Raw genomic sequence first — 14,688 nt, forward strand, 5'->3', positions numbered from 1 at the left:
CCAAAAATAAACTGCATAAACCATTTTAACAAAAAAAACTGGTGCATTGTAATTATATTGAATAAATAGAAAAAAACTACCTCGTTTTAAGGTAGTTAATAGATTTAAGTTATTAAAAATGAATTAAAACCCAATATTTCTAGCAATAAGGTTTTTCAGGTTTTCATCTGACCCTGTATAGAATGTTGTCACAGGAATGTCCCGATGACGCCGGGCAATTTTATAGTCACCCATATTTCCGTATCCATCATGTAACTGCATGCACTTTTCAGATATTCGCTTAGACATCTCCGTGATCCAATATTTAGCCATCGATACTTCCGTTATGATCTTCTCCCCTTTCATATGTTTACAGATCAGACCATCAACAAACGTTCTTCCCATCTGAATATCGGTCGCTATTTCAACGATAGTAAACTGTGCATTTTTAAATTCACTTATTTTCTTACCAAATGCTTTTCGTTCTTTAATAAAATTCACAGTTAAGTCGAGCATGTCTTTAGCTGCCATTAAAGACCCAATCGCACACATAAGCCTTTCCTGCTGCAGTTTTTGCATTATATATGAAAGACCTTTACCTTCCTCCCCAAGGAGGTTCCTAACAGGAACAGATACATCATCAAAAAATAGTTCGGCTGTTTCTGAACTTTCCTGGCCTTCTTTTTCAAGTTTTCTTCCTCGTGAAAACCCTGGAGTATCTTTATCAATGAGCAACAAACTGATTCCGTCATGGGAAGGAACAGCATCTAGATCAGTTTTGCATGCTACTATAAAGAAGTCAGCTTTAAAGCCATTTGTAATAAACGATTTGGCTCCATTGACAATATAATATCCATCTTTCTTGATGGCTGTGGTTAGAATATTCGCTAATTCCGTACCCAGCCCTGCCTCTGTTACTGCAAAGGCAGAAATCATTTCTCCTGTAATGAACTTGGGTAAATATCTATGTTTTTGATCTATTGTGCCGAATGAAGCAATATAAGGGGCCACAATATCAGAGTGAATTGATATTCCTCCTAAGGATGATCCAACCGTTTCCAGTTCCTCTGCCAGTACAACTGAATATCCAAAATCTACTCCTGCCCCACCGAATTCCACATCAAGCCATGGACATAAAAAACCGTTATCCCCAATCTTTTTCCAAAATGAGCGAGGTATCCCCCCTCTTTTTCCCACTGATCATAATAGGGGACAGCCTCCTTGTTAAGAAATTCACGAATTGATTGTTTAAATAATAAGTGTTTTTCAGTGAGGAAGGAACGTGAGTCATCCATATTGATCGCCATCGAGCTAACCATGGGTTAACCTCCATTCGCTAATGATTTTGTTGATACAATCCATTACCATGAACTAGATAAATATGTCAATTACCCCGATGTGATCGATTACAATAAAAAATTATCAAACCGTTAAAATGGCCTACAATATTCATGTTCAACAAAAATAATGAATTCCCTTTTAAAAATCTATTATTAACAAGTGGAATTATTTTTTTGATTATTGATTATGGATGCTTAACTGCTAAAGTATGGGTTTATCTTATATTCTGACGAGGTTATTTTTGAAATATCACTTGTCTTAATTTAAGATTTTATAGTTGTAGCGTCACATCACCATCAAGTTAAGAAATTGGTTGTTCCTCAAAACGAAAAAAATGAGCTGAATTCTTATAAATAACTGTAAAATAAGAAAATTTTTGTTTTGGGGACACTTCAAAATACTAGATTGATGACAATGTGGCGGGACTCCTAAAATAAGATTACAATCAGCATTGCTTTTAATAATGTGACAATGGTTATTGTCACATTGCCATTTCGGGTGCGATTTAGTTTGTTATTTAGAATGACTTCCATGTTTTAAATAAACTCTTAATCTGCCAACGCAGGGAATAGAGGGAATCGACATAATCAGTGGGAACTTCTTCTGGCGATGAATTCGTGAAATAGACATTCATCCCCATCAAGTGCTTACTTTTCTCCTTCATGACAATGCCTTTCTTCTTTTCTCGTATTACTTGGTTTATAAGGCGTGTTTGCGTTTGATCATCGGTTAAACGATGGATAATAACACGTGCTGGAAGCTTCTGATTTTGGCCAATGTATGCTTCGGGGATTCCATCGTTTCACCTGAAGTTAGACCGGACATTATTTGTGCCATATCAAGCTTGATGTATTCTGTTTGCTTTTTTATCGTGCCATTGTTGAAGAATTCCGGCTTAGGGTTCTTGATATAAATACGTGTATTAAGCTTTAATCTCGAGATATAGTAAGCATCTTTATCATGAATGGCTTGTAAGTCTCCTAAATCAAAGTAGCCAAGATCACGTAAGCATAAATCGCCTTTCTCAACAGTTTCAAGGCAAATTGTATCGCATGTTTTATCATTGTTCTTTCCAGGTCCTGTTTTACGTTTAAAAATTGGCCACTTAATAAATTGTATTCCAATTTGATTTTCACCCCTGCAGTATTACTACTCCCTCCAGAGCCTTGATAATTTGTAGCAAAGGAATCAGGTAGCTGAAATACAGTCGCATCTAAAATCCGAATACGTTTGAAAGTAGAAATCATGTCTGAAGAAAGTGATTGATTTAAACAGAGTTTTTGTGTTAACAGCGAAGTAAAGACTTCTCGAAGGAATGTGACAACTGCTGGATTAAAGCGTAGATTCAGCCCTTCTGGGCTCATTAGTACAACCGTCGAAGCCTCTAAACGACTACATAATTGTGTAAGTGATGTACTAGCGACTTCTTGGCTGAGCCAAACGCAAAGGGCGATGAGTTCAGCTGCATGATACTTACTAGATCGCTGTACAAAGCCCAACTGTTTGGCAGTTTCTTGTAGGACTAATGGAGATAGAAAGCGTTGTAATTCTTTCGCAAAAAGTGTCAGTTCACTATAGGTGATAGGATTCATAAAAAAACCATCCTTTCTCGTAAACTTCTTACGATAAGCATAGCGTTTTTTCGTTATTGAAGGTATTGTTTTTACTAGCTTGATGGGCATGTGGTAGGACCCATGCCCATCAAGCTAAGAACGGAAATTACTAGATATAAATGTTCCTTGTTTCAAAATTAGACAGAAATGGAAAGGTAGGCATGGCAAAGAAACCTATTAAAATGCAATTTTTTGCTATGCAGCTTGTCTATCCTTCACCGCCGTTTCATACACAACCCCAAGAATATCAAAGACAGTCATCTTCTTATACCGATGACATTTACGACCGTTCTTTTTGAGCAACTGATAAAGGCGATGCAAAATTTTCAAAAGTTTTTCTGTACCAACTGCTATCGCTTGAAACAGTAACGGAAAGTAATCTTTAATCATGTAAATCGCTTTGTATTCACTCAATTCCTTCTTTTTCTTCTCTAGAAGTAACTGTCGCATTTGAAACATGGTAGAAGAACAGAAGAGAATGCTGATGAGCTGGCCATATAAATGGCACTCAAGGCGTTCCTTTTTAATTGTTTTGCACTCATCGATTTCAAAGAATGACTTCCATGTTTTAAATAAAATCTCAATTTGCCACCGCAGGGAGTAGAGGGAGTGGACATAATTAGTGGGAACTTCTTCTGGCGATGTATTCGTGATATAGACATTCATGCCCATCAAGTGCTTACTTTTCTCCTTCATAACAACGCCTTTCTTCTTTTCTCGTATCGTTTGGTTTTTAAGGCGTGTTTGCGTTTGATCGTCGGTTAAACGATGGATAATGACACGTGCTGGAAGCTTCTGATTTTGTCCTATGTATGCCTCTGGAATGTCCATCGTTTTACCGGGAGTTAGACCAGACATTATTTGTACCATATCAAGCTGGGTGTATTCTGTCTGCTTTTTTAACGTGCCATTGTTGAAGAATTCTGGCTCAGGATTCTTGATATAGATGCGGGTATTTAGCTTCAACCGCGAGATATAATAAGCCTCTTTATCATGAATGGTTTGTAAGTCTCCTAAATCGAAGTAACCAAGATCACGCAAACATAAATCACCTGCCTCTACAGTTTCAAGGCAGATAGTACCGTATGTTTTATCATTATTCTTTCCTGGTCCAAGTTGCACGTTTAAAAATTGTCCACTCAGTAAATCGTATTCCAATTGGATTTTCACTCCTGCAGTATTACTACTCCCTCCAGAGCCTTGATAATCAGTGGCAAAATGATCAGGTAGCTGAAACACAGTTGCATCTAAAATCCGAATACGTTCGAAAGCAGAAATCATGTGTGAAGAAAGCGATTGATTTAAACAGAGTTTTTTTGTTAGGAGTGAGGTAAAGACTTCTCGGAGGAATGCGGCAGCTGCAGGATTAAAGCGTTGATTGAGCCCCTCTTGGCTCATTAATACACCCGTCGAAGCCTCCAAACAACTACATAGTTGCGTAAGTGATGTACTAGCGACTTCTTGGCTGAGCCAAACACAAAGGGCGATGAGTTCATCTGCTTGATACTTACTAGATCGCTGTACAAAACCCACTTGTTTGGCGATTTCTTGTAGGATTATAGGAGATAGAAAACGTTGTAATTCTTGTGCAAAAAGTGTCAGTTCACTAGAGATAATAGGATTCATAAAAAAACACCATCTTTTCTCGTAAACTTCTTACGATAAGCATAGCTTATTTTCATTTTCAGAGGTAATGTTTTAACTTAGCTTGATGGGCATGCGGCTTTACCCCTTTATAAAGATTTGGATTTTCTTTTATGAAGTTCCGCTAATATCGTTGAATATTGTTTATCAAGATTAAATAATAGCAGAAGCAGGATCGTAATAATGGCTAATCCTATTGGAACATATATGTTTAGGGCTATTATCATTTGAAGTGCTAATGACGTCTGTACACTTGCCCCTCCAACATATCCTCCATATCCCAATAACCAACCAATTAATGCAAGACCAAGTCCTGATCCGACTTTTATTCCAAAACTTAAACCACTGTTTACTAAACCAATTGTTCTTTGCCCCGATTTATATTCTCCGTATTCAACTGTGTCGTTAGTCATTGCGAATAATAACGCAGAGGTTGGCGCGAAACCAAGACCTGTGACGATATTACCGATTAAAAATGTTGTTAGATCGTATGGGTTAATCATTTTAACCAACAAACTAATAATTAAAAGAATATTACCAATCAGAACTGTATTCCTCTTCCCTAATCTAGATACTAACCTACCAACTATGAAAACACCCAATAGCATTGGTCCCATCAAAGAAAAGGCAAGGAGTGGAAAAAGGTCACCATCCTTTAAAATCCAAGTCGCATAATATAAAGCAACACCAATAATAACTCCATGCATGGCATAGTAAGTAAAACCATATGCGGTGATAATAACCCAATACTTATTTTTAAATAATGATTTCACTCCTGCTGATATCGATACCTTTTCTTCTTGAGATGTAGTCGATCCTACCCTTTCCTTTGTTGAACGGAAAGTACCATAGATGGTAACCATTGATAATAATGCATAAATGGAAACAAGAGCTGGCCAACCTATGGCTTTTGATATTGGTTGGGTTAAAATAACTACGAAGAGTGTTCCAGCTAGAGTTAGAATGGATGAATAAACGTTTGATAAAGAACGACTATGTTGGTGTTGAGTCATCAGTCCTAATAATGTTTTATATGGGATGGAAACAGCAGTATAAGCAATTACAAACAACATATAAGTTACATAGGCATAAATGATCTTTCCTTCCATCCCGATATCAGGAACACTAAACAAAAATACGGTCGAAATCCCAAATGGAAAGGCCATCCAAAGTAACCAAGGACGGGCTTTTCCATGTTTTGAATTCGTTTTATCAACAATTACGCCCATTCCTATATCGGTTACCCCATCAAAAATTCGCGTGACTAACATGAGTGTTCCTACTACAACCCCGGTCAATCCAACAATTTCTGTGTAGTAAAATGTTAAAAATGTACCAATTAGCGTCCAGATAGAAAAAATACCATAGGCAGCCAGGCCATACGCCCACATTTCTTTTATTCTTGGTTTTTCTAATTCTAAATTCAATGGTTGCTCTCTTTCTTCTTGTGTTAACATAACCATCTCTCCTTATAAAAATTTTATCATTCTATCCAAGAAGACTGGCTAGTCAGTATACAAATGACTTTCCTATTTAATTTTTTAAAAAATCTGGTTCCATGTAATGAGGATGGGGATATTTGTAGAATCCTTCTCCTGATTCTCTTCCAAGTTTTCCTTTATCGATAAACTCTGTTTTTAACCACTTAGCAACTTTAACAGTTTCTTTATCACCAGTCTTTGCTTTTTCAATAAGGGCATTGTATGGAGTCGTAAAACCAATAACATCATAAGCGCCAAACGGACCTATCGGAGCCCCAGTCGCTGCCATCCAAGTCTTATCAACTGTTTCTGGATCAGAAATCCCTTTCATTACCAAATAAGTAGCAGCGGCCAAAAACGGACCTAATAAAGTATTTAGAATATATCCTGGTTGTTCTTTATATAGAGGAATGGCCACCATCCCAATCGCTTTTGCAAATTCAATCACTTCATTAAACACTTTCATGTCGGTTTGCTGGTGTTTCATGATTTCTGCTGTATTGTTTTTCCGAATTTCATTTGCAAAATGTAAAGCTAAAAATTTTTCTGGACGGCCTGTCGCTTCCGCAAATTGGCTTGGTAATAATGTAGAAGAGTTTGTCGCAAAAATAGTTTTTTCAGGTGCTACTTTCCCTAACTCCTTATAAAAATCAGTTTTAATTTGAACGACTTCAGGAATGGCTTCAATCAATAGGTCAGCATGGGACACTGCTTTTGATAAATCATAGAAAAAAGAAATGCGATTATAGGCTGAATTGACTTCTTCCTCTGAAGCTCCTAAATCTTCTTGATAACGCTGCGTTAAATTTATAATTCTATCCTGTGCACGCTCTAAAGCTTCTTCATTAATGTCGTATACGGTTACATTGAATCCCTTAAACGCCGTTTGATAGGCAATCTGACTTCCTAAAACACCACTACCAGCAACTGTTATATTCGTATATTTCATTTTTTTCAATCTCCTTTTCATCTCCTACTTATGTTCTTTCACTTGTTCTGAAAGATTTTGAAGATTTACAGGTGGAACCTATTAACCAAATGACTAAAGTAGTGTATTCTCATCCATATGCATGGTTGTATTTTGTCACGATTTTTGAAGGCACGATATTTATGCCTTCAAAAATCTGTATTGTTGTGTGGTTTAAATTTAATATAAATCTTGCAGATAAAATGATCAGTCTTCCCGAATAGAGAACTTAAGGAGACCAACCTTTGCTCTTTTTGATTTAGAGAGAAATACCCCTTCTAAAGCGATTGTCCCATGAGATGAAGACTCTAGTATCATAAGTAATGAAAATGGATTGAATTAAAATCTTGTTACATCGACCGGTTCGATACCTTTTTTCGCACAATATTCGTGATATTTCTCTAATGTAGTTTGCCAATTGCTAGTAAATAAGGTGTTGCCGTCTTCATCTTTGAATTCAAGTGCACCATCAATGATAGTGAATGTTATTACCTCTTCATCTTGAGATATAGCCACTGGTCTATGCAGTGAACCAGATGGTTCAAATACCACGTCCCCTGGTCCTGATACCCATTCATCTTCAACATACTTCCATTTACCTTGAATAGTATAGACAATAACAGTGCCATGATGAAGGTGGGCAGGTACGTTTTGGTCACCTCCAGGGCTTTTGGTGAGCACAATATATTGACCTGTTATGGGATTTACCTTACATAATTTTGTTTCCATACCACCTAATCCAGTAGGAACCCAAGGCAACTTCTTCGAGTCAATATAATTAGACGCTAGTACGTGGTTTGTCATTCTCATGATTATTCCCCTCTTTCCATTTATATTTGGCTATCTCTCTCAAGATTGATTTGCCTTCAGCTACTGCCAATAATTGCGTATGGCAAGAGCGTAGCCTCAATTATCAAAGCCCCGTATTAGACGAACCCTTCACAATTGTTTTACTCCACTCCAATGTTTACTTTATTAAAGTCTATCCACTGTCCGTTTTTTTCAGATTCCCAGCAAGAATAACTTCTTAGCATGATTTTCTTGTTTCTTGTTTCTTGTTTTCTTATGCATCTTATTTCCTCCTTTACCGTTTGTACAAATTTGTTAATGCAAGTTTTATGCCAAGAAAAAGATCTTTTTACAATGAACAAAAGGCCGGAATGAGTTGTTTTTAGTGTGAATTTTCTGAATTACTAGGGTATAATTTTTATAAATTCGATTCAAATGAATCGTTTTTGAATCAGCTTTGCTCAAGTAATGATGGACCTTGAATCATTTTCGATGCAAAAAAATTGGATCCATACGCCATCTAAAGGAGAGATAAGTAATGAAGCAAGATATATTGACCATCGAACCGGAATATTTCTGCAAAATCATGAACTATCTGAATAAACCTATTTACATAACCGATAAGAACGGAACGACTCTTTTTGTCAGCGATATGAGCTGCAAGCTGTTTGGGAAAAAGAAAGGGGAGTTAATCGGAAGAAGCGTCTTTGAATTGGAAAAAGAGGGGGTCTTCAAGCCGTCTGTGACAAAAATGGTGTTGGATAAGAAACAAAATGTAAACGTTATCCAAGATGTCGGAGACGGAAAAGGAGTGGCAGCAGGACATCTTATTTTGGATGAGAATGGTGAACTAAAATATGCAATCGCATTTGGTTATGACATTCCGGATTTCGACTATTACAGTTCCAAAATTAAAATTGAAGAATTGGAATCTACTCTCCGGTTTTATTTACACGAATTGCAAAAGCTCAAAACAAAACTTGTAAGAACCAAAGAAGTCCCTTCTTTTATCGGACAAAGTAAGGTCCATGACATACTCAAGGAAACGATTGAAAAAGTGGCAGGCGTGAAAACGACCGTTATCATTACAGGTGAGACAGGCGTTGGAAAAACACTTATAGCTGAACGTATTCATGATTTAAGTGAACAGAAAGACCGTCCGTTTATCCATCTTAATTGTGCGGCGATTCCGGAATCACTTCTAGAATCCGAACTATTCGGCTACAAAAAAGGGGCGTTTACAGGAGCAAATGCAAACGGAAAAGCTGGACTTGTCAAGCTTGCGGAGAATGGCACCCTTTTCTTGGACGAGATCGGCGACCTCCCCCTTCATTTACAACCAAAACTCCTTCAATTGCTACAAAATAAAACGTACATGCCCATTGGAGCTTCCGATATGGTAAAAGCCGATGTGCGTATCATCACCGCTACTAATTGCAATTTGGAGAATATGGTCAAAGAAGGGAAATTCCGGGCTGATTTATATTATCGACTCCATATTTTACCGATTCATGTTCCCCCGCTTCGCGAGCGAAAGGAAGACATCTTTTATCTCCTTCAACATAATTTGGAGAGATTTAATTTCTTACATAACCATAAACGAACATTTTCCACGAAATTGGTTGAAATGCTGCAAAATTATCATTTGCCCGGGAATGTACGTGAATTGGAAAACATAGTTGAGCAGCTTGTCATTATGGCCAAAGGGGATGTGATTTCCATTGATGATTTACCAAAACGCTTGGTCGTTTCAGCCTTTGAACAAGAGATTCCCATCTCTCCAAATGAAGGAAATTCTTTACATGAGGTTTTGGAAAGAGTCGAAACAAGAATGATCACACATGCATTCCATCATTATAAAACAACCCGTGATGCAGCAAAAGCACTAGGCGTTTCCCAGTCATTATTCATGCGCAGGCTGGCGAAATATGCGATCAAGAAAGAAGGGAACTAGGCGGGGACGAAAATTGAGCAGGGGTGCCCTGCCCCATCGCCATCAAGTTAAAAAAATAATTATTTTTTTCCAAAACAAAAAATTGAGCTGAATTCACATAAATAACTGTAGAAAGATAAAAATTTCGTTTTGGGGGTACTTCAAAATATTAGCTTGATGGGCATGGGGTAGTGTCAGGAAAATGCGGATTTACAACGTAAAGGAAATTACACTATTAAAAAGCCCAATTTCTCAGTATTAAAATTGAGAAATTGGACTTTTTTCGTTACTCCAGAAAAGCGCCGATAGTTGAAGATCTTAATATTTAATGATTGTTCAAATTCTTTTATACCCAATCCCGGAATTTACGCCGCAGAACTATAATGCCAGTATATTTTAATCATTATGCTCAAGATATTGATAAACCGCCATCATATCTCGTTTGTTCAATTCACGAATCCGTGCGAAAATCCGAATATCGGCAACGGCCTCGGTATGTTCACTTTCAGCCACGGCATCTTTTACTTCCCCTGTTAACCAGGTTTGCACGTCGATGCCCTCGACGATTGCTTTACGCCCTTCACCATCGATGCCACTGGCATGACAACTTACACAGGGTATCGTTAATTTATACACACCGTCATGGATGTTATCTTCTGAAATGACTTTCTTCCCATTACAGAATGGGCATTTATGACTTGCTTTAATTTTATTGATTTGGGTAACAATTTTTTTGTAGCCAAATGCTTCATAGACATAGGTTAGTTTTTTGTATTTGCCATTGGTGAAATATTTATCAATAATGGTTTCTCTTGTTTCGTTAATATTGGCAAAGTCACAGATGGTGATCTGATTTTTGCTGCTGATTGCTTCGATATTGCCTTTAATGCTGTCCCAGAATGGTAAGGTGTTTTGTAAAACCACTTCATAGCCAACGAAGCTAGCTAGTTCCAGTTCGAGCATTTTCAACGCTGCTTTTGTTTCCCGAGGAAGGAATGAGACATCATCAGTGAGTGCGATATCGCCGCCCACAATCGCTTTTAGTTTTTCCAGCTCTGGCAGCTTCCCTACTATTTCGATAACTTGATCAATTGGCTTTTGAATGATCTCACGAATATCTGTGTCACCAAATGTTAGTTTTTTATGATGGTGTAGGACAGTTCCTTGACAGACTGGACAGGTAATCATCTCTTTTGATGCTTTCATCTGCTCTTTAATGATCGATTTTGATATGGACATATAACGCCCGATGATGAAATTGAATCCTTCCCATGTTCTTGATGCCTTGCCTGCTTTATCATAAAAGGACTTTTCCCAATACCCATATAAGAAGGTCTGCTTTTCGGCATCTGTCATCTCATTATAGCTTTTACTAATGTCGTGACCGAGTTCATTCTTGATCTCATCAAACAGGAATTGCAGTTTTGGGTATTGATAATATTTTAATACTTCCATCACGTCTGGATGTAATAAGCCATCCCAGAATGGCACGTTTTTGTCTTGAATGACGACATCAAAGTCAAATTTTTCAATGACCCGGCGGCCTGAACAGCTTGGACAATGATTTTCTGCAGAATAGAAATCAAAGCTTCTTGTATCTTTATTGGTCGGATGTGCTGCCACAAGATGGTTGATCATTCCGCCCACTTCATAAAGAAATGTATATTGACTGTACAAGTGCCGTTCAAGATCGATGGCGATCACAGGTGCAATCGTGTCTGACTCGTATTCACCATAAATCACACGGGCAATTGGTGATAAGCTTTTTAAAATGCCGCCTTTATAGACATTCTCTGCCTTTTTAAAGTAATCCAGATGATTTTCATCTAAGTAATTGATGCCATTTTTTGACCGGAGTGTGGAAGAGATATGCAATGGTTCCACTCGATCCTCATTGTTTTTGTGGCGATAGTGATCATCATGACTGACAACGTCAAGATGTTTGACAGGTGCAAGCTGTCTTTTACCAAAATCAACGATAAAATCCGAGCTTTCCAGCATATAACCATTATGTTCAATCATGATGATTGAGACCGATTCATCCTCAAGAATGACTCTAATACTATCGATGAATTGGTTTAAAATATTTTGCGATAATCCTTTTGAAGGCTCGTCAAAAATAAACAGCGTGTGCGGGTTTCTTGTCTTCGCGAACAGCTCAGAAACTAAATGGACACATTGAAATTCACCTGTCGATAGTGTTTGTGTTTTTCTTTCTAACGTCAAATAACCAAGCCCAAGTTTGACCAATAAGCTCAAGCGTTTATGAGCGATGTCTTCAGTTGGCATTTCTTCGATGATATCTTCTATCGAACGCTGAAAAATATCATCAATTTCATCACTATATTTGGTGAGTTTCTTTTTAATATCAAGAAACGTCGCAACAGTTGATCGACTGGTAATCGATTTGTTTCGGTCCTGCCCAACCATGACCAGCTTATCCTTTGGATATCGCTCCTGAAAATCCTTGGAAATACATTCATTGACAAGTGTAGATTTACCGCAACCTGACTCACCCGTAAAGGTAACGAGTCTATTCTTTGGAATCCGGATTTCCTCCATTTGAATATTACGACAGTAAAGATCATGAAATTGATAGTATTCCGTAGGCGTTGCTTCATTTCGTTCCCAGCTGATTGGCTTGGGACGTGGTGATTCCTCAACAATTTCCCCGCCATATTTCCCGCTGCCAGGTCCAAAGAATAATTGTTCATTTGTGCTATCTAACACCGTGTCTGAGTGATCAATGAGCCAAATTTGATTTTTATAGCCTAATTGTTTAATCTGTTCCAAAATTTTTAAAAGTGTTTGATGATCAAGACCGACGGAGATTTCATCAATGATGATCACGGTATTTTCACTCGTTGCCATAAATTCGGCCAAGTAAAGCCGTGTTAATTCTCCCCCTGATACCGTCCCCATAATACGGTTTATACTTAAATAACCAATATTCATATTGAGTATATTTTGAAGAATATGTTGTTTCGCTTCACTAATATGTAATGTGTTCGCAAGTGAAAGAATCGTTTCGATGCTTAAGTTGTTGATATCGGAAATACTATGTGGTTTATCCAATAATTCTATCTTATATTGCTCAACTTCTGGGTTATAGCGCCTGCCTTCACACTTTTCACATTCGACATTTTTGGTAGTACCGCGCCCTTTACACTTAGGACACCAGCCTAATGCATTATTAAATGAAAAAACTTCTGGAGAAAGATTGAATTTTTCAGCAAGTCTCTCACGAATCTCTTTAAAAACACCCGTATGGGTGCCAATCGTTGAACGCGGATTGGAAGAAATCGATGATTTCCCTAGAAAAAGAACTAAAGGCATTTCTTCCATCTTGATGGCACTAAAATTCGTTTCCATTATATTAGAAAACAAATACTGATATTCAGCCTTAGGCAATAAGGAAACGAGACGCTTCTTGGATTCTTCACCAATGGTTTGACAAAACGTGGTTTTACCAGATCCGGACAAGCCAGCAATTCCTAACGATTGATCTTCCGGCAAGACGGCATCTAAACGCTTAATATTGTTGGCCATTAATTGATTTATTTTCATCGGATATCCTCTCCATTCTCTAAATTTAGTATGGCCTTGTTAGTACAGCTTCAAATGAATTTGTTGTGTTTTTTTCGAATCGACAAATTCATTCCTTGTAGACGAAATCTTAATAGGTGTAGCCTTTTTCATTATGAAACAACTCCTTATTTCGGTATATTTCATTAATCAAAATTGGACCTGAATTGTAATGTGTTTTATATACTAATTGTACTAAAAAAGCAAACGGCTCAGTCCTATACCGAGCCGTTTGCTTTTTCCTATTCGTTAGCTTAATACTAAAAAAACAGGTTCAGAGGTTTGGTCTTACATTTCCTCTAACACTTTTTCGAACTCGCCGAACCAGTTAGTCCAGCCATACTTAGCGCCTTCGGCTGCCTGAGCATTTGAGATTCCGGTTTGTTCGAGATGAAGGTTAACTTTTCCGTCCCCTAAATCCTGTAGCGTCCAGGTGACGGTATGCTCCTCTCCGCTGATCCAAGTATAGGACAACCGGTTTGGTGCGTCCACGATAAGCACTTCGCCGTCAATAATTCCACTCCACCATTCGGTCGGCTGAGTGCGAAACTGGAAACGGTGCCCTACGACTGGTTTAAAATCATTTTCCATTATCCATTTTGCAAGAGTATCCGAATCTGTTAATGCGTTCCACACCTTATTGATTGAACTTGTAAACTGAAAATCCAATGACAATTCTGCCATTATTTATTCCTCCTCTAATAATTTTTTTAAAAGCACCACTTTTTCCTTCCAAAATTTCTCGTAAAAGGCTACCCAATCCTTAATTTCTCTTAATGGAGCCGCATTTAGCCGATACCTTGTTTCTCTACCAACCTTTCGGTCAGCAACTAGACCAACTTCTTTAAGAATGGCCAAATGTTTAGAAACAGCGGTACGACCCATTTGAAATTGAACAGTTAATTCGTGAAGAGGTAACTCTTCTGCATCTGCCAACAAGCGTAGCAATTTACGTCTGGTTGGGTCAGCAATGGCTACATAAACATCACGCTCTTGATTTTTCTCGTTCAAAATCACCCTCCCTTATAAATTGGACACCAATTGGTGTCTTTATTATAAGACACCAATTGGTGTCCAGTCAATTTTTATTTTTGACATAATGACATTAGGCGCTCTATACAGACGGACAGCCGAGCGAAAAGGAAGAAAAAGAGCTGGAATTGTCGTTGCCCACGTCATGTTAAGAATTTCTTATTATCTTTAAACTAGAAAAGAAATGTATGTAGACTTAGGTGAAGATTATTTTGATAAACAAAAACAGACTTCCATTGTACGAAATTCGGTCCGAAGGTTAGAAAACTTAGGATATACCGTAAATATATCAGAAGCATCCTAACCACCGATTTATTTGGAGAA

8 protein-coding genes and 2 pseudogenes are annotated in these 14,688 nt (G+C 37.7%); 1 reads left to right on the top strand and 9 read right to left on the bottom strand.

Annotation, left to right across the window (positions count from 1 at the left end):
* Window positions 1–123: 123 nt before the first annotated feature.
* The 6 genes and pseudogenes from ACQKKK_RS16575 to ACQKKK_RS16600 all read right to left on the bottom strand — a co-directional run bounded on the left by ACQKKK_RS16575 (window position 124) and on the right by ACQKKK_RS16600 (window position 7,829).
* A pseudogene (locus tag ACQKKK_RS16575) lies at window positions 124–1,274 on the bottom strand (acyl-CoA dehydrogenase family protein).
* A gap of 566 nt (window positions 1,275–1,840) precedes the next feature.
* Window positions 1,841–2,912, bottom strand: a pseudogene (locus tag ACQKKK_RS16580) (IS4 family transposase); the annotation flags it as partial.
* 216 nt (window positions 2,913–3,128) lie between these two features.
* The gene (locus ACQKKK_RS16585) at window positions 3,129–4,559 is read right to left on the bottom strand and encodes an IS4 family transposase (protein ID WP_427617391.1); all 1,431 of its coding nucleotides are present in this window, start codon (window positions 4,557–4,559) and stop codon (window positions 3,129–3,131) included.
* A 107-nt stretch (window positions 4,560–4,666) separates the two neighbouring features.
* Entirely contained in the window at window positions 4,667–6,034 is a 1,368-nt protein-coding gene (locus ACQKKK_RS16590) for an MFS transporter (RefSeq protein ID WP_427617393.1), read from the bottom strand.
* Window positions 6,035–6,110: 76 nt separating this feature from the next.
* A complete protein-coding gene (locus tag ACQKKK_RS16595) occupies window positions 6,111–7,007 on the bottom strand; it encodes a 3-hydroxyacyl-CoA dehydrogenase (RefSeq protein ID WP_427617395.1) in 897 nt (298 codons plus the stop codon).
* 357 nt (window positions 7,008–7,364) lie between these two features.
* Entirely contained in the window at window positions 7,365–7,829 is a 465-nt protein-coding gene (locus ACQKKK_RS16600) for a 2,4'-dihydroxyacetophenone dioxygenase family protein (protein ID WP_427617397.1), read from the bottom strand.
* Window positions 7,830–8,352: 523 nt separating this feature from the next.
* On the opposite strand from ACQKKK_RS16600, the gene ACQKKK_RS16605 reads away from it, so the two are divergent.
* A complete protein-coding gene (locus tag ACQKKK_RS16605; RefSeq protein WP_427617399.1) occupies window positions 8,353–9,768 on the top strand; it encodes a sigma-54 interaction domain-containing protein in 1,416 nt (471 codons plus the stop codon).
* Between the two features lie 375 nt (window positions 9,769–10,143).
* On the opposite strand, the gene ACQKKK_RS16610 is transcribed toward ACQKKK_RS16605, so the two are convergent.
* The 3 genes from ACQKKK_RS16610 to ACQKKK_RS16620 form a co-directional block, all read right to left on the bottom strand.
* Window positions 10,144–13,314, bottom strand: coding sequence for an ATP-binding cassette domain-containing protein (locus ACQKKK_RS16610; protein WP_427617401.1), 3,171 nt, complete (start codon window positions 13,312–13,314; stop codon window positions 10,144–10,146).
* A 306-nt stretch (window positions 13,315–13,620) separates the two neighbouring features.
* Window positions 13,621–14,019, bottom strand: coding sequence for an SRPBCC family protein (locus ACQKKK_RS16615; protein WP_427617464.1), 399 nt, complete (start codon window positions 14,017–14,019; stop codon window positions 13,621–13,623).
* Window positions 14,020–14,343, bottom strand: a complete 324-nt coding sequence (locus tag ACQKKK_RS16620) for an ArsR/SmtB family transcription factor (protein WP_427617403.1) — start codon at window positions 14,341–14,343, stop codon at window positions 14,020–14,022.
* Between the last annotated feature and the right edge of the window lie 345 nt (window positions 14,344–14,688).

The sequence above is a fragment of the Peribacillus sp. NPDC006672 genome, assembly GCF_050274955.1.
Taxonomy (GTDB): domain Bacteria; phylum Bacillota; class Bacilli; order Bacillales; family DSM-1321; genus Peribacillus.